The organism is Symbioplanes lichenis, from assembly GCF_030709675.1.
Classification (GTDB): Bacteria; Actinomycetota; Actinomycetes; order Mycobacteriales; family Micromonosporaceae; genus Actinoplanes; species Actinoplanes lichenis.
The window spans coordinates 1-15,531 of record NZ_JAUZQD010000017.1 but is presented as its reverse complement, the minus strand read 5'-3'; the positions used below and the strand labels follow the sequence as shown (position 1 = coordinate 15,531).

Below are 15,531 nucleotides of genomic sequence, written 5' to 3'. Positions count from 1 at the left end.
TTTTCCGCGGCCCGTCGACGACAATGTGACCATGCGCGAAGTACCCGTCGGTGACGACGTGATCAGACTCGGACAGTTCCTCAAGCTCGCGGACCTGATCGACACGGGCGGCGAGGCCAAGGTGCTGATCGCCGAGGGCGACGTGACGGTCAACGGCGAGGTCGACACCCGCCGTGGCCGCCAGTTGCGGCACGGCGACGTGGTGGCCGTCCAGGGCCGTGAGGCGCGAGTGACGAGAGGTTGACTTTGAGTTAAGAAAGGGCATCTACTGGGGCCGATGTGACGTACGCCTCAGTGGGGAGGCCCCATGGCTCGCGCACTGGCCGCCGCGACCGCGGCACTGCTGATCGCCGGAACGGCCGGATGCGCGGGCTGGGGCGGGGGCGGCGGCGGGTCCGGCGGGGCGAACAGCATCGACGTGCTGATGGTCAACAACCCGCAGATGATCGACCTGCAACGGCTGACCGCGGCGAACTTCACGAAGCAGACCGGCATCGAGGTCAACTTCACGGTCCTGCCCGAGAACGATGTCCGGGACAAGATCAGCCAGGAGTTCTCCAGCCAGGCCGCCCAGTACGACGTCGCGTCGCTGAGCAACTTCGAGATCCCGATCTACGCGAAGTCGAAGTGGATCGCGCCGCTCGACGACTACGTGACCGCGGACAGCGTCTTCGACCAGGCCGACGTCCTGCCGCCGATGACGCAGTCGCTGACCGCCGAGGACGGCAAGCTCTACGGGGAACCGTTCTACGGCGAGTCGTCGTTCCTCATGTACCGCAAGGACGTGCTCGACGCGCAGGGCGTACCGATGCCGGCGAAGCCGACCTGGCAGCAGGTGGCGGACATCGCGGCCCGGGTCGACGGCAAGCAACCCGGCATGGCCGGCATCTGCCTGCGCGGCCAGCCCGGCTGGGGCCAGATCTTCGCCCCGCTCACGACGGTGGTCAACACCTTCGGCGGTACGTGGTTCGACGCGGACTGGAACGCGCGGGTCGACTCGCCCGAGTTCCGCCAGGCGACCGAGTTCTACGTCAACCTGGTCCGCGAGCACGGGGAGACCGGGGCGCCCCAGGCCGGGTTCACCGAATGCCTCAACAACCTGATCCAGGGCAACGTCGCCATGTGGTACGACGCCACGAGCGCGGCGGGTTCCCTCGAAGCGGCCGACTCGCCGGTCAAGGGCAAGATCGGCTACGTGGCCGCCCCGGTCGTCAAGACGGCCAGCTCCGGGTGGCTCTACGCGTGGTCGTGGAGCATCCAGCAGGCCAGCACCAAGAAGGACAACGCCTGGAAGTTCATCTCGTGGGCCTCCAGCCGCCAGTACGAGGAGCTGGTCGGCGCGCAGCTCGGATGGTCGCGCGTTCCGGCGGGCAAGCGCGCGTCCACGTACACCAATCAGGACTATCTCTCCGAAGCCGGCGCCTTCGCCGAGCCGACCCGGCAGTCGATCGAGAGTGCCGATCCGCGCAACCCCGGCGTGCAGCCCCGCCCCGCGATCGGCATCCAGTTCGTCGACATCCCCGAGTTCACCGATCTCGGGACGCAGGTGTCGCAGTACGTGAGCTCGGCCATCGCCGGGCAGCTGAGCGTGCCCGAGGCCCTCGACCGCGGCCAGCGCCTCGCCGAGGACGTCGCCGAGCGCTACCAGTCCCGGGAGGAGAACCGATGACCTCGGTAACTGAACGGCCGGGACAGGCGACGACCCAGCCGCCGCCGCAGGGGGCCGTGCGCAAGGCGAGCAACTGGGCCCGTCGCGCGCCGCTGCTCCCGGCGCTCGTCTTCATGATCGTCGTGACGCAGCTGCCGTTCCTGGCGACGCTGGTCATCTCGTTCATGGACTGGAACGCGTACTACCCCGACGAGGTCGGCTTCGCGGGCGTCGACAACTTCCGGCGGGTGTTCACCGACATCAACATGCGCGACGCGGTGGTCACCACGATCCTGCTGACCGCGGGTGTCGTGCTCATCAGTCTCGTCCTCGGGCTCGGCGTCGCGCTCCTGCTCGATCGCAAGTTCCGGGGCCGCGGCGCCGTCCGTACGATGATGATCGCGCCCTTCCTCGTCGTCCCGGTCGCGGCGGCGCTGCTGTGGAAGCACGCGCTCTACAACCCGGAGTACGGGCTCTTCAACGGCGCGCTGACCCGGGTGTGGGGCTGGTTCGGCTCGGACAGCCCGCCGCAGCCCGACTGGATCAGCAACGCCCCGCTCTGGTCGGTGATCTTCGCGCTGGTGTGGCAGTGGACCCCGTTCATGATGCTGATCCTGCTGGCCGGGCTGCAGGGGCGCCCGCTGGACGTCATCGAGGCCGCGCGCATCGACGGCGCGAACAACTGGCAGATCTTCCGCAGCATGACGCTCCCGCACCTGCGGCAATACCTCGAGCTCGGTGCGCTGCTCGGCTCGATCTACATCGTGCAGAACTTCGACGCCGTCTTCACGATCACGTCCGGCGGCCTGGGCACGGCGAACCTGCCGTACACGATCTATCAGATCTTCTACCAGGCCCACGACTACGGCCGGGCCTCCGCGGCGGCCGTGATCGTGGTCATCGGCACCATGATCATCGCGACCTTCGCCCTGCGGACGGTCTCGTCGCTCTTCAAGGAGGACACCGGCCGATGAGTACGCTCACAGCGGTATCCGGGCCGAAGAAGAAGGAACGCGGCGGCATCTGGCTGACGCTGCTCGCGTGGGTCATCGGCGTGCTGTTCGTGCTGCCCGTGGTGTGGATGGTGCTCACGTCGTTCCACAGCGAGGCCGACGCCGCCACGAACCCGCCGGCCGTCTTCGCGCCGCTCACGCTGGAGGGCTACCGGGAGTTCTTCTCGGGCGGCGCCTCGCCGTGGCCGCCGCTGCTCAACTCGCTGACGGCCAGCGTCCTCTCCACGGCGCTGGTGCTGCTGCTGGCGTTCCCCGCCGCGTACGCGCTGTCGATCAAGCCCGTGAAGAAGTGGACCGACGTCCTGTTCTTCTTCCTCTCCACCAAGATGCTGCCGATCGTCGCCGGGCTGCTGCCGCTCTACCTGTTCGCCCAGAACACCGGGCTGCTCGACAACATCTGGCTGCTCATCGTCTTCTACACCTCGATGAACCTGCCGATCGCGGTGTGGATGATGCGCTCGTTCCTGTCCGAGGTGCCGGTCGAGATGCTCGAGGCGGCCGCGATGGACGGCGCCGGCCTGAGCAAGACCCTGCGCTCGGTCATCGCCCCGGTGGTGACGCCCGGGATCGCGGCCACCGCGCTGATCTGCTTTATCTTCAGCTGGAACGAGCTCCTCTTCGCCCGCGTCCTCACCGCCACCGTGGCCGAGACCGCGCCGGTGTTCCTGACCAGCTTCGTCACGAGCCAGGGGCTGTTCCTGGCGCAGCTGTGCGCGGCGGCGTTCGTGATCTCGCTGCCGGTGCTGGTGGCGGGCTTCTCGGCGCAGGACAAGCTGGTGCAGGGGCTGTCGCTCGGCTCGGTGAAATAGACCTTTCCCCCGCCCTGTCAGGTGGCCGGTCCTCCTCGTGGGGGCCGGCCACCGCCCTTTTTTCGCCGGGGCCGGAACCGTCGGGACGGAGGGTGCGTCCCACCCGGTATGACGACATTTCGCGGCTTGCGGACCGCCGCTGCAACCGCCACGATCCTGCTCCTCGCCGCCTGCGCGCAGCCGGCAGCCACCGGCGCCGCGGGCTCCTCGCCGTCGTCCGCGCCGCCGAGCCTCCCCAGCCCCGGCGGCGCGGACGACCTCCTCCTGCGCGTGGCCTCGGCCGGCGGCTTCGTGACCCCGGACATGCGTGCGGGCCGCCTGCCCACCACCAGCGTGTACGCCGACGGCCGCGTGATCTTCCTCGGCCCCGAGCCGGCGATCTATCCGGGCCCGGCGGTGCCCAACGTCGTCGTCGCGAGCATCTCGCCGGAACGGGCCCGGCAGCTCGTCACCGAGGCCGGGGCGGCCGGCCTGGTCCCGGGCGCCGACTTCGGGCGGCCCGGCGTCGCGGACGTCCCCACCACCCAGTTCACCGTCGGCGAGACCGTCGTCGGGGTGGAGGCCCTGAACGAGGCCCGGGCGGACGATCCCCAGCTGACCGCCGCGCAGAAGGCCGCCCGCACCAAGGTCAAGGCGTTCCTCACCAAGCTCGACGACCTGACCAACGGCTTCCAGGCGCAGGAGGCCGTCCCCTACACGCCCGAGATCCTCGCCGCCGTGGTCAGCCCCTATGTCCACAACGACGACTCCGTCGGCCGCCCCCGCACCGTCGAGTGGCCCGGTCCGGCGCTGCCCGGTCTGTCGATCGCCGACGGGCTCAAGCTCTCCTGCGTCACGGCCACCGGGGCCGAGCGCGACGCCGTGCTCAAGGCGGCCAAGGAGGCGACGCAGACCACGCCGTGGGTGTGGAACAACGAGGGCTATGCCGTACGGCTGCGGCCGCTCCTGCCCGACGAGACCGGCTGCGACGCCCTGAAGTCCGCCTCGTGACCCCGATCGACGAACCCTTCGACCCGGACGAGACCCCCCGCGCCGCACCCCCGGGCGGCGCGGGCCCCGGGCCGGGGCATTCCCTCCCTGCCCCGGCCCGCCCGGCCTGCCGCCCCTGGCTCAGCTCCCGCCGCCCCGGCCCGCCGCGCCGCTTCTCGTGAAGCTGGGTCCTGCATGAGCCGATCGGCCGCTACGAGCGGCCGGACCGGAAATTCACGACGGGTCGCCCGCCCGGAATACGCGCCGCGCTGACGAGCGGCGGGCGGAACCTCGGCCGAGATCCCGCCCCGGCAGCGATCGCCTGACAAAGGGCGACGGGCGGGACCACGTGGGTCCCGCCCGTCGTCGTGCCTGCCTGCCGGTCAGCTGACGCCGAGCAGGTCCACCACGAAGATGAGCGTCTCCCCGGGCTTGATGACGCCCGGCACGCCGCGCTGGCCATAGCCGAGCTGCGGCGGGATGGTGATCTTGCGGCGGCCGCCGACCTTCATGCCGGCGACACCCTGGTCCCAGCCGGCGATGACCTGGCCCGCTCCGAGGCCGAAGTCGAAGGCCTCACCCCGGTTGTACGAGGCGTCGAACTCCTTGCCGGAGGAGAACGCCACGCCCACGTAGTGGACGCTGACCTGGTGTCCGGGCTTCGCCTCGTCGCCGTCGCCGGTGACGAGGTCCTCCACGACGAGCTCGGCGGGCGGCTCACCGGTGATGGGGCCGACGTCGGGCTTCTCCATGTGTACTCCTCTGTCCGAGTTCCTCCACCCCATGCAACCACAGCGCCCACCTGTAACCACGAGCACGACGCACCGTAGTGAACGATTGGCGGCTGCCGTCCGTACCCCCGCTCATGAGGTTCGTAGGTCTGGCCACCGCCGCCGGCATCCTGGCGGCAGTGGCGCTGGCCCCCGCCGCGCCGGCCCTGGCGCACGGGGCGCCCACCCAGCCGATCAGTCGCACGGCCGCCTGCGCCTCGGGCGGCGAGGAGACCCGCGCCAAGGCGTGCCAGGCGGCGCGCAAGGCGAACGGCGGCTCGCTCGGCAACTTCGACAATCTGCGCATCGCGAACGTCGGCGGCCGCGACAAGAGAGTCGTGCCCGACGGGGAGCTGTGCAGCGGCGGGCTCGACGACTATCGGGGCCTGGACCTGGCGCGGACGGACTGGCCGGCGACCGAGGTGGAGCCGGGCACGACGCTGAAGGTGCGCTACGCGGGCACGATCCCGCACAAGGGTACGTTCCGGCTCTATCTCACCAAGGCCGGCTACGACCCCTCCGAGCCGCTGAGCTGGGGCGACCTGACGACCGACCCGGTGACCGAGGTGACGGACCCGCCGTTGCGCGACGGCTCGTACCGGATGAGCGTGAAGCTGCCGGAGAACCGCTCGGGGCGGCACGTGCTCTACGTGGTGTGGGAGACGTCGAGCACGCCGGACACGTACTACTCGTGTTCCGACCTGATCTTCCCGGCCGAGAAGGCGACCCCCGCCCCGACCACGAAGGCGCCCGCGATCAAGGCCACGAAGAAGCCGTCGAAGGCTCCGGAGACCACGGCGCCGGCTTCCGCGGGACCGCCGAGCAGGACGGCCCCGGCGAGCAAGGCGACCCGGACGACCGAGCCGCCCGCCCTCGACCCGGTGGCCTCGCACAGCACCGACGACGCGTCCCTCGGCCACTGGATCATCGGCGGCGCGCTCGCGGTGATCGTCGTCGCCCTCGTCGTCGGCTTCGCCACCCGATCATCCCGGGCGCACTGAAGCCCGGGCGCGGGGAAGCCCGGGCGCACTGAAGCCCGGGCGCGGGGCGCCCGGGCACCGACGAGAATCAGCCCGCCCGCATCAGCTCCAGGAACCGGCCGGCCAGATCGAGCATCTGCGCCCGGCCGGTCACGGTCAGCGTCAGGTCGATGAAGACCTCGTCGGCCGCGGCCCTCTTCGCGTACTCGGCGATCTGCTCGAGGGTTCCCCGCGCCGGCACCTGAGCGTCGCCGACCGGCCCGGCCGTGAGGCGCGGGTTGAGCCGCTGGACCATGCGGACGGCGCCGGGCTCCCGGCCGTACTCCTCGGCCTGGGTCTGGATCTTCTGCCACATCGCCGTCAGGACCGGCAGCGGCAGGCCCACCGCGAGCCACCCGTCGGCCCGGCGCGCGACGCGGCCCAGCGCGGCCGGCTGCAGCCCCGCGAGCAGGACCGGTGGGCGCGGCAGCTGCACCGGCTTCGGCTCGATGCCACTTGCGGGTACGCGATAACGGGCCCCCTCGTGCGCGACGACCCCGCCGCCCCAAATCTTCTCCAGCAGGTCGAGGATCTCGTCCAGGCGGCCGCCCCGGTCCTCCCACGGGACGTTCACGGCCTCGTACTCGTCGCGTGACCACCCCAGGCCCAGCCCCACGTCGAGCCGGCCCGCGCTCAGCACGTCGAGCGTGGTGAGGGTACGCGCGAGGAGCACCGGGGGGTACCAGCCGGCGTTCAGCGTGCTGGTCCCGAGCCGGACCCGCCGGGTCGACGCCGCCGCGAAGCTCAGGGCCGTCAACGGGTCGAGGTAGACGTTCATCTCCGCGGGCATCTCGCCGTTCCCGCCCGGGTAGCGGTCGCGGGGATGCACCGGGGAGAGCAGCCGGTCGCCGGTCCACAGGCTGTCGTACCCCATGTCCTCGGCCGCCCGGCTGACCTCGGTGATGTCCTCCGGGCCGGTGAGCGCCCCGTAGTGCGGCAGGTTCAGGCCGATGCGCATGGACGGTCATCCTAAGGGCCGGTCCCGCCGGCCCCAGGGTGGGTTCGGGGACGACCAGGGTGCTTTCCCGGATTCCCCCGGGGCCGGGCCCGCCTAGCGTCGTCTGGGTGCCGGTGGTTCGCCCGCCGGCGGCAGTTGAGCACTTCGATCACCGCCTTCTGAGTAGTACTCGCGCGTGTGGAGGGCGGCGCACGAACGCGGCGGAGGAGGAACGGCGCGATGACGATCACCGAAGACGACCTGCGGCAGACCGTGCTGGACGCGCAGTCCGGCGACACCCGGGCCTACGAGACATTGGTACGCACCTTCGACACGGCCGTGCGGCGTACGGTCCGCACCTTCCGCCTGTCCGAGGCCGACACCGAGGACGCCGTCCAGAACACCTGGCTGCGCCTCGTGGAGCACCTCCCCGAGATCCGTGATCCGGCCCGCACCGGCGCCTGGCTCGTCACCGTGGCCCGCCGCGAATGCCTGCGCCTGCTCCGCTCGGGCCGGCGCGAGGTCATCGGCCTTCCCGCCGAGACCGACCCCGCCGACGACCGCGCGCCCCATCCGGAACGCGTCGCCGTCGACCACGCCATGAACGCCCTGCTCTGGGAGCACGTCAACCGCCTCCCGGCGCCGGCTCGCGCCCTCGTGACGACGCTGACCAGCGGGAACGCGCCGGGTTACGCGGAGTACGCCCGGACGGCCCGGATGCCGGTCGGCAGCATCGGCCCGACCCGGATGCGCTCGCTGCGCAAGCTGCGCAGCGAGCTCGAGGGCAGCGGCCTCGGCCCGTACGCCTGGCACTGACGGAGCCGCCGCCCGGACCGGACCACGGGGCCGGTCCGGGCGGCGGCTCGTTCGCGCCGTTGTGTCCGAAACAGACCCTAGTCTGTCCGCATGCGACGCTTCGACGACGAAGATCTCACCGGTGCGGAGTTCCGCGAGTGCGACCTGAGCCGGGCGCGGCTGGTCGGCGTGGTGATGCAGGACGCCGAGATCGACGGCCTGGTCACCAACCTCGTGGTCAACGGCGTGGACGTGATGCCGTACGTGGAGGCGGAGCTCGACCGGCGGCATCCCGTGCGGCTGCTCATCCGGTCCGGCGAGCCGGCCGACCTGCGCGAGGCCGGGCGGCAGCTCCGGGCGGCGTGGGCGGAGACCGTCGCACGGATCCGGTCGATGCCCGAGGGCAGCGAACACGCCGGTGTCGACGGCGAGTGGTCGATGGTGCAGACGTTGCGGCATCTCGTCTTCGTCCACGACTCGTGGTTCCGGCGCTGCGTGCTGGGGATGACCGAGCCGTTCACGGCCCTGGGGCTGGCGTCGCCGTTCGTGCCCGATCACCAGGGGCTGGGGCTGGACACCTCCGCCGCGCCGGCCCTCGACGAGGTGCTGGCCGTGCGGGACCGGCAGGCGGCGGAGCGGGAGGCGTGGCTGGCCGCGGTCACCCCCGGGCAGCTCGCCGCGCCCGCGCCGGTGCCGGACGACGACCGCTGGCCCCCGTACGCACAGGGGCGCAGCGTGCGGCAATGCCTCAGGACCGTGCTGAACGAGGAGCGGGAGCACCACGGCTTCTGTGTACGCGACCTGGACAAGCTGGCGCGGCAGGACGCTTCGTAGGCAGCGCAGCTTGTGAGCCCGCCCGTTCCTGCTCTCAGGCGATCGGGCGGCGGCAGACGTAGACGAGGGCGGGCGGCACGTTCGCCCAGACGGTCCGGCTGACCACGACCTCATCGAAACGCGACCGCAACGACCGCAGCAACCGCCGGGCCGGCGGCGCCCACCGCGCGTGCACATAAGCGAACGTCGTGAACACACCCGCCGGGTCCAGCGCCGCGACCACCCCGGCCAGCACGTCCCGCTGCGACTGCGCCCCGAACGCCGCCCACGGCAGCCCGCTGACCACGGCATCGACCCGCCCGACACCTCGCGCCGCCAGCACATCACCCAGCGCGGCCGCGTCCGCGACGGCCACGTCCACCGCCGGATGCCGCGCGGCCAGGTGCGCCGCGAGCCGCGGGTTCAGCTCGACCGCGATGTGCCGCCCCGCCCCGGCCAGCCGCCGCTGGATGGCTCCGGTGAACGCCCCGGTGCCCGGCCCCAGCTCCACCACGGTCGGCGCCCCCGTCCGCGGCACCACCGCCGTGGCCACCTCCGCCAGCGCCGGCCCGCTCGGCCGCACGGCACCGACGGTCAGCGGATCACGCACGAACTCCAGCAGGAACGACACCAGAAACTCCCCGGACCAGTGCCCCGGCCCGTCCCGGCGCTGATCCACTGTCACTGTTGATCACCGCCTGTTCCAGGACCTGCCGATCCCAGGACGCGCGGGACCACGGAGGCACGCCCCGGATCCGCTCGCCCGGTCGCTGGCTTGACGCCCGGGCGTTACCCGGCGTGACGGTGTGGCCGACGCGGGAGTCCGTCAGACCTGTCTCGTGGGGCGGAGCTGACTGGTGTCGGCCAGGCCGGCGACGATGGCGCGGGCGACGGGGGAGGGGTCGGTGCCGTCGAGGGTGAAGCCGTCGGGGGCGGTGATGGCGGGCTGAGCCATCATGCGGGGTTCGGTGCCCCGGTGCGGCCAGGTGGCGGTGTGGACGATGAAGGGGTGGCACAAGTAGACGTCGCCGGCCGTGCCGGTGGCTTCGGCGGTGGTGCGGACGAAGGTCGAGGGGCGCAGGAGGCCGGGCACGTCACCGCCCGGCATGCCCTGCTCGCCCCGGGTGGCGAGGGCCGCGGCAGCGTAGTGGTGCGAGCCGGGGATGAGCTTGGTCGGTGCGTCGTCGGGGCCGACATCGGAGAAGAGGAAGAGGCCGAGCAGGCCCCGGTTGCGGCTGCGGACGTTGCTCCAGTACTCGGTGCCGCCCCACCAGGAGCCCTCGATGTGCCAGCCGGCGTCGCCCGGGAACTGCTCGGACGGGAAGCGGACCGGGATCGTGCCGCCGACGTGGGGGTTGGCCCGCCAGCGGCCCGCGCCGATCAGCTCGTCGTAGGCGGCGGTCAGGGCCGGGGACGCGGCGGCGGCCCGGAACGGCTCGGTGCGCGGGGTGTCGACCCGGACCACGGGACGTTGCCACGTGGTGCGGTCGTCCGGGCGTACACCCTGGGTGGCAAGCGTCTCCCAGACGCTCGCGCGACACGCGGCAGCGGTCTGAGCGGCGAAGGCGCCGCGGATCACGGTCCAGCCGTCACGGACAAAGGCTTCGATGTCCATGCGCCGAGTATCGGCCGGAAGTCATAGGCGACGCACAGATTTTCGGGCCCCGGGGCAGAGGTCGCGCACAGTCTCGCCGCGGATGCTGGAGGAAAGCCAGCGGAGGAGGCGCGATGTCGGCACGAGGAATGTTCAGCGTCGTCGGTACGGCCGTGGGCGGGCTGATCGGGTGGAGCGACGAGCCCGCGCCCGCGGCGGATCCGGCGGACGTGCGGGAGCTGTTCCTGCGGTTCGGGGTGCGGGTCGGGCCGGAGGAGGCGGATCTGGCGGCCGTGGTGGCGCGGTTCCAGGAGCACGCCGGGCTGGCGCCGGACGGGGTCGCCGGGCCGGAGACGGTGCACGCCCTGGTCCGTTACGCCGATCAGATGAGCGGGCTGCGGGGGCTGGCGGCCTGAGGGAATCGCCGCGGCGGGCTTAGACTCGCCGCATGATGCTCGGGCGCAGTGCCGAACGCGCATCGATCGACGCCCTGCTGGCGGGGGCCCGCGCGGGGCGCAGCGACGCCCTGGTCCTCACCGGCGAGCCCGGGATCGGGAAGACGACCCTGGTCAAGTACGCGATCGACAACGCCGGTGGCATGCGGGTGCTGACGGCGCGCGGCTGGGAGGCGGAGGCGGAGATCCCCTTCGCGGGGCTGGCCGACCTGCTGCGCCCGGTGCTGTCCGGGCTCGACGATCTGCCGGGCCCGCAGGCGGCGGCGTTGCGCAGTGCGCTGGCGCTGGGTCCGCCGGTGGCCGGGGACAGGTTCTCCGTGTGCGCCGCGACAATGGGGTTGCTGGCGGCGGCGGCCGAGCGGCAGCCGCTGCTCGTGGTGGTCGACGATCTGCAGTGGCTGGACGCGTCGTCGCGGGAGGCCGTGCTCTTCACCGGGCGCCGGCTGCAGGCGGAGGGCATCGCGCTGCTGGTCGCCACGCGCGACCCGGCCGACGCTTCGGAGCTGCGGTCACCGGCGCTGACGCTGACCGGGCTGTCCGTACCCGAGGTCGAGACGCTGGTCCGGGTCAACCTGGACGTCACGCCGGAGGGGGCGGCGGCGCGGCTGCACGCGGCGACCGCCGGGAACCCGCTCGCGGTCATCGAGCTCTGTCACGAGTGGATCGATCCGGCGGCGGACCCCGCGATGCCCACCGGCTCCCGGATCGAGCGCGCGCTGGCCGGGCGGCTCGACCCCTTGCCCGTACGCACGAGAACCGCCCTGGTCCTCGCGGCCGCAGCCGCCGACGCGGGCGTGGGGACGCTGCTCGCCGCGGCCCGGGCGAGCGGGTTCGGACTCGCCGACTTCGCGCCCGCCGAGCAGGCGGGACTGGTCACGATCGACGCGCGCCGGGTCGACTTCCGGCATCCGTTGCTGCGCTCGGTGGTCTACCACGGCGCCAGCACCGACGAACGGTGCCGGGCGCACGCCGTACTCGCCGCCGCCCTCGCGGAGGAACCGGGCGATGCCGCCGCCGACGCCCGCGCGTGGCACCTGGCCGCGGCCACCCTCGAACCGGACGAGGAGGTCGCGGCGGAGCTCGAGCTCGCGGCCAAGCGCGCCGACCAGCGGGCCGGCTATGTGGCGGCGGCCCGGGCGTTCACGCACGCCGCCCGGCTCAGCCGCGGCCCCGACCGGCCCCGGCGGCTGCTGCGCGCCGCCCGCTGCTGGCAGCTCGCGGGGCACAACGAGCAGGTGCTGCCGCTGCTGGACGAGGCGCTGCCGCTCACCGACGACCCCGGCCGCCGGGCGCTGGTCCAGCACATGTGCGGACACGTACGGATGTGGCGCGGCCGCCCCGACGAGGTGCTGACCGCGTTCACCGCCGCCGCCGAGGAGGTCGAGCAGGCCGATCCGGCCCGGGCGGCGCTCATGTACTCGGACACGGCCACCCCGTCCTTCATGGTCGGCCGGCTCGACGAGCTGCAGGTGGCGGTCGCCCGCGGCTACGAGCTCGGCGTCCGGGTGGGCGGGCGCGCGCGACTGGTGGCGACGGTCGCGTACGCGGGTGGCCGGGCGTTGCAGGGGGAGCGGGCGGAGGCCGTACGGCTGCTCGATGAAGTGCACGAGGAGCTCCTGCGGACCGATCCGCTGCAACGCGCGCAGGAGATGTGCCACGCGGCGCTGACCTGGATCTGGCTGGAGGGGTACGACCGGGCGGCCGCGTTGCTGGACCGGGTGGCGGGTGCGGCGCGGGCCACGGGGGCGCTCGGCGTGCTCCCGCAGGCCCTCGGCATCCAGTCCGAGCTGCACTATCGGCAGGGCCGCTGGCACGACGCCCGGGCCGCCGCGGCGGAGACGTTGCGCCTGGCGGAGGAGACGCGTTCGGCGCACCTTTACGCGCGCTTCTTCGCGGGCCGGCTCGACGCGGTGCAGGGTCGCGCTGCCGATTGCCTGCGGCACGCCGACCGTACGGACGAAGTGGCGGACCGGCTCGGCATCGGCTGCATGCCCGTCTACACCGGTCACCAGCGCGCGCTGCTCGCCATGAGCACGGGCGACACGGCCGAGGTGATCCGCTGTCTCGAGGCGGTGCGCGCGCTGCCCGTGGCGAGTCACATCCACGACCCGCACATCGTGCCGTGGGTCTTCGACCTGGTGGAAGCCTATGTACGCGCGGGCCGCCCCGGCGACGCGCACAATTTGTTGTCGTCGCCCTTCGCGTCCGGCTCCGGCGCGTGGGTCGCCGCGGCGGCCGGGCGCTGTCACGCCCTGCTGGCGGACCCCGGGGACATGGCCGGGCTGTTCGAGACCGCGCTGGCCACGGCGCTCCCTTTCGAGAAGGCCAGGACCCATCTCGCGTACGGGGAACGCCTGCGCCGCGCCAAGCAACGCGCCCAGGCCCGCGAGCACCTCCGCGCCGCCCTCGACGTCTTCGACCGCCTCGGCGCCCAGCCGTGGGCCGACCGCACCCGCACCGAGCTCCGCGCCACCGGCACTACCGTCGCCGCGACCGAGCCCGCCCTGCCCGGCCTGACGCCCCAGGAGCTCCAGGTCGCCCTGGTCGTGGCCCGCGGCGCCACCAACCACGAAGCCGCGGCGACGCTGTTCCTGAGCCAGAAGACGATCGAGTACCACCTGAGCAACATCTATCGGAAAGCCAACATCAAGTCGCGTACGGAGCTGGCCGTCCTCACCGCCGCGGCCGCCTGATCCGCTGTATCCCCTGCTCGGAGCCGATGTGCCGGATGGCGGTGTGCACATGGTGAATCGGGGGGTGGTGGGAGCGCTTCCGATTGGCTTTCTGTCGTACGTGTGTTCGAAGATGGTCGCGTGTTGGCCGACGTGCACCACCTCGCGCAGGACGCGGCGAAGCTCGCCGTGTCCCCGCTGTGGCCGCTCGCCGACGACGAGGTGACCGCCAGCCTCCACGCCGCGTTCCGGGCGGAGCAGGCCGTCCTCGCCCTCCAGACCCGCCTGCTGCAGCACGCCGGCACCCGCGGCCTCCCCACCGCCCGGGGCCACCGCACCACCGCCGCCTGGCTCCGCACCGAGTTTCGCCTCGACCCGGCCCCCGCCCGCGACCTGGCCGACCGAGCCGCCGTCCTGTCCCGCCACTCCGCCGTCGAGCAGGCCTGGCTCGACGGCCACACGGACGCCCGCCAGGCGGCCGTGATCGCCGCAACCCTCGACACCGTCGCCGCCGTCCTGTCCGAGCTGGCCGCCGCCCCTCACCCTGCCGCCGCCGGTGCTGTTGCTGCCGCCGGTGCTGGTGCTCGTTCTGCCGCCGCTGCCGGTGCTGATGCACTTTCTGGCGTCGCTGATCCCGCTGATGCTGATGCCGCTGGTGCTGATGCCGGTGCTGATGCCGCTGGTGCTGCCGCTCGGTCTGCTGACGCCGCTCTTTCTGCCGCCGCTGGTGCTGCCGCTCTTTCTGCTGCCGCTGGTGCTGGTGCTGCCGCCGGTGTCGCGGACTGTCCGGGTGCCGGCCGCGACGCCGCCGCCGGTGTCGTCGCCGCTCCGGCCATGGCCGACGCCGCCGAAGCGCTCGACCCGCCCGCAGCCGCCCGCATCCTGCACGAGGCGGAAGCAACCATGATCGACATGGCCGCCCGCCTGTCCGCCCACCAGCTACGCCGAGTCGGCGACCGCATCCTGACCCACGTGGCTCCCCACCTGGCCGACCGCGCCGACGAGCAAGCCCTGGCCCGCGAGGAAGCCCGCGCCCACCACTCCCGCGGCTTCACCCTGTCCACCCCGGTCAACGGCCTCGTCCGCCTGTCCGGCTACCTGGGCACCGAAGACGCCGCCCTCGTCCAAGCCGCCCTCCACCCCCTGTGCACCCCCGCCCCCGCCCACTCCGCCACGCTCTTCGCCTCAGGTTCCGCCGCCGTGCCCGCCGCCGGTTCCGTCGCGCCCGCCGCTGGTTCCGCCGCGCCCACCGCCCGCTCCGTCGCGCCCACCGCTGCTGGCGTCGTCGCGCCCACCGCCCGCTCCGTCGCGCCCACCGCTGCTGGCGTCGTCGCGCCCACCGCTGCCTGGGTTGCCGATGCCGCGGGTTTCGTGGCCGCCGATCGTGCCGCCGCGGACGCTCGCGATCTCCGCAGCCCGGCCCAGCGGCGCGCGGATGCGCTGGTCGACATCTGCCGGCTCGCCCTGCGCACCGGCGAGTTGCCGGAGAGCGGAGGAGAGCCGGCCCAGCTCGCGGTCACCGTCGCCTACGAGCCGCTCACCCGTGCCCTCGGCGTCGCCACCACGGACGCCGGGCAACGCCTCTCCGCCACGACAGTGCGGCGCCTCGCCTGCGACGCACGAATCCTGCCCGCAGTGCTCGGCGGCGCCGGCCAAGTGCTCGACCTGGGCCGCACCCGCCGGCTGGCCAACGCCACTCTCCGCCGAGCTCTGAGCCTCCGCGACCGAGGCTGCGCGTTCCCCGACTGCGACCTCCCGCCCCGCTGGACCGACGCCCACCACCTCACCGCCTGGACCGCCGGCGGCCCCACCAGCCTGGACAACCTGGTCCTACTGTGCCGCCGCCACCACCGCGCAGCCCACGACCCAACCGCCGGCTGGCACATCCGCCTCGGCGCCGACCGCCACCCCGACTTCGTACCCCCGCCCGACATCGACCCGGCCCAGCACCCCCGCCGCAACCTCTACCACCCGCGCCAATAGGCCCGGCCGGCGATACTCCCGCTGCCCGCTGCCCGCTGCCCGCTGCCCGCTGCC

The 15,531-nt window shown here is 72.9% G+C and carries 15 protein-coding genes; 11 read left to right on the top strand and 4 right to left on the bottom strand.

What is annotated here, in order from left to right:
* Positions 1-31: 31 nt before the first annotated feature.
* The 5 genes from RAN62_RS33635 (at position 32) to RAN62_RS33615 (ending at position 4,460) form a co-directional block, all read left to right on the top strand.
* Positions 32-244 (top strand): RNA-binding S4 domain-containing protein, encoded by a 213-nt coding sequence (locus RAN62_RS33635; RefSeq protein WP_305788873.1) that lies wholly within the window; start codon positions 32-34, stop codon positions 242-244.
* A 63-nt stretch (positions 245-307) separates the two neighbouring features.
* Positions 308-1,669, top strand: coding sequence for an ABC transporter substrate-binding protein (locus RAN62_RS33630; protein ID WP_305788872.1), 1,362 nt, complete (start codon positions 308-310; stop codon positions 1,667-1,669).
* Complete coding sequence (locus RAN62_RS33625) at positions 1,666-2,622, top strand: carbohydrate ABC transporter permease (RefSeq protein ID WP_305788871.1); 957 nt, start codon at positions 1,666-1,668, stop codon at positions 2,620-2,622. The genes RAN62_RS33630 and RAN62_RS33625 overlap by 4 nt, the downstream gene beginning before the upstream one ends.
* Positions 2,619-3,470, top strand: coding sequence for a carbohydrate ABC transporter permease (locus RAN62_RS33620; protein WP_305788870.1), 852 nt, complete (start codon positions 2,619-2,621; stop codon positions 3,468-3,470). Before RAN62_RS33625 ends, RAN62_RS33620 begins: the two co-directional genes overlap by 4 nt.
* A 126-nt stretch (positions 3,471-3,596) precedes the next feature.
* A complete protein-coding gene (locus RAN62_RS33615) occupies positions 3,597-4,460 on the top strand; it encodes a hypothetical protein (protein ID WP_305788869.1) in 864 nt (287 codons plus the stop codon).
* 362 nt (positions 4,461-4,822) lie between these two features.
* Here the strand turns inward: RAN62_RS33615 and RAN62_RS33610 are convergent, their stop codons facing one another.
* Positions 4,823-5,191, bottom strand: a complete 369-nt coding sequence (locus RAN62_RS33610) for an FKBP-type peptidyl-prolyl cis-trans isomerase (RefSeq protein WP_305788868.1) — start codon at positions 5,189-5,191, stop codon at positions 4,823-4,825.
* Positions 5,192-5,304: 113 nt separating this feature from the next.
* Between RAN62_RS33610 and RAN62_RS33605 the strand changes: the two genes are divergently transcribed.
* The gene (locus RAN62_RS33605) at positions 5,305-6,210 is read left to right on the top strand and encodes a lytic polysaccharide monooxygenase auxiliary activity family 9 protein (protein ID WP_305788867.1); all 906 of its coding nucleotides are present in this window, start codon (positions 5,305-5,307) and stop codon (positions 6,208-6,210) included.
* A gap of 67 nt (positions 6,211-6,277) precedes the next feature.
* Here the strand turns inward: RAN62_RS33605 and RAN62_RS33600 are convergent, their stop codons facing one another.
* Positions 6,278-7,186, bottom strand: a complete 909-nt coding sequence (locus RAN62_RS33600; RefSeq protein WP_305788866.1) for a TIGR03619 family F420-dependent LLM class oxidoreductase — start codon at positions 7,184-7,186, stop codon at positions 6,278-6,280.
* A 219-nt stretch (positions 7,187-7,405) separates the two neighbouring features.
* Here RAN62_RS33600 and RAN62_RS33595 point away from each other — a divergent pair, with 219 nt between their 5' ends.
* A complete protein-coding gene (locus tag RAN62_RS33595; RefSeq protein ID WP_305788865.1) occupies positions 7,406-7,981 on the top strand; it encodes an RNA polymerase sigma factor in 576 nt (191 codons plus the stop codon).
* A 90-nt stretch (positions 7,982-8,071) separates the two neighbouring features.
* Positions 8,072-8,794: a DinB family protein gene (locus RAN62_RS33590; protein WP_305788864.1), complete on the top strand. Its 723-nt coding sequence runs from the start codon at positions 8,072-8,074 to the stop codon at positions 8,792-8,794.
* A 34-nt stretch (positions 8,795-8,828) separates the two neighbouring features.
* Here the strand turns inward: RAN62_RS33590 and RAN62_RS33585 are convergent, their stop codons facing one another.
* Positions 8,829-9,458: a class I SAM-dependent methyltransferase gene (locus tag RAN62_RS33585; RefSeq protein ID WP_305788863.1), complete on the bottom strand. Its 630-nt coding sequence runs from the start codon at positions 9,456-9,458 to the stop codon at positions 8,829-8,831.
* 141 nt (positions 9,459-9,599) lie between these two features.
* Positions 9,600-10,388: a phytanoyl-CoA dioxygenase family protein gene (locus RAN62_RS33580; protein ID WP_305788862.1), complete on the bottom strand. Its 789-nt coding sequence runs from the start codon at positions 10,386-10,388 to the stop codon at positions 9,600-9,602.
* Between the two features lie 113 nt (positions 10,389-10,501).
* Between RAN62_RS33580 and RAN62_RS33575 the strand changes: the two genes are divergently transcribed.
* From RAN62_RS33575 to RAN62_RS33565, 3 genes are all read left to right on the top strand, one after another.
* On the top strand, positions 10,502-10,783 hold the full coding sequence (locus RAN62_RS33575; protein WP_305788861.1) for a peptidoglycan-binding protein: 282 nt from the start codon (positions 10,502-10,504) through the stop codon (positions 10,781-10,783).
* A 32-nt stretch (positions 10,784-10,815) separates the two neighbouring features.
* On the top strand, positions 10,816-13,515 hold the full coding sequence (locus RAN62_RS33570; RefSeq protein ID WP_305788860.1) for a helix-turn-helix transcriptional regulator: 2,700 nt from the start codon (positions 10,816-10,818) through the stop codon (positions 13,513-13,515).
* Positions 13,516-13,617: 102 nt separating this feature from the next.
* Entirely contained in the window at positions 13,618-15,477 is a 1,860-nt protein-coding gene (locus RAN62_RS33565; protein ID WP_369077224.1) for an HNH endonuclease signature motif containing protein, read from the top strand.
* Positions 15,478-15,531: the final 54 nt, after the last annotated feature.

Coding starts and splice junctions, on each gene's coding strand:
- RAN62_RS33635 (WP_305788873.1), top strand. CDS start 32: ATGCGCGAAGTACCCGTCGGTGACGACGTGATCAGACTCGGACAGTTC.
- RAN62_RS33630 (WP_305788872.1), top strand. CDS start 308: ATGGCTCGCGCACTGGCCGCCGCGACCGCGGCACTGCTGATCGCCGGA.
- RAN62_RS33625 (WP_305788871.1), top strand. CDS start 1,666: ATGACCTCGGTAACTGAACGGCCGGGACAGGCGACGACCCAGCCGCCG.
- RAN62_RS33620 (WP_305788870.1), top strand. CDS start 2,619: ATGAGTACGCTCACAGCGGTATCCGGGCCGAAGAAGAAGGAACGCGGC.
- RAN62_RS33610 (WP_305788868.1), bottom strand. CDS start 5,191: ATGGAGAAGCCCGACGTCGGCCCCATCACCGGTGAGCCGCCCGCCGAG.
- RAN62_RS33605 (WP_305788867.1), top strand. CDS start 5,305: ATGAGGTTCGTAGGTCTGGCCACCGCCGCCGGCATCCTGGCGGCAGTG.
- RAN62_RS33600 (WP_305788866.1), bottom strand. CDS start 7,186: ATGCGCATCGGCCTGAACCTGCCGCACTACGGGGCGCTCACCGGCCCG.
- RAN62_RS33595 (WP_305788865.1), top strand. CDS start 7,406: ATGACGATCACCGAAGACGACCTGCGGCAGACCGTGCTGGACGCGCAG.
- RAN62_RS33590 (WP_305788864.1), top strand. CDS start 8,072: ATGCGACGCTTCGACGACGAAGATCTCACCGGTGCGGAGTTCCGCGAG.
- RAN62_RS33580 (WP_305788862.1), bottom strand. CDS start 10,388: ATGGACATCGAAGCCTTTGTCCGTGACGGCTGGACCGTGATCCGCGGC.
- RAN62_RS33575 (WP_305788861.1), top strand. CDS start 10,502: ATGTCGGCACGAGGAATGTTCAGCGTCGTCGGTACGGCCGTGGGCGGG.
- RAN62_RS33570 (WP_305788860.1), top strand. CDS start 10,816: ATGATGCTCGGGCGCAGTGCCGAACGCGCATCGATCGACGCCCTGCTG.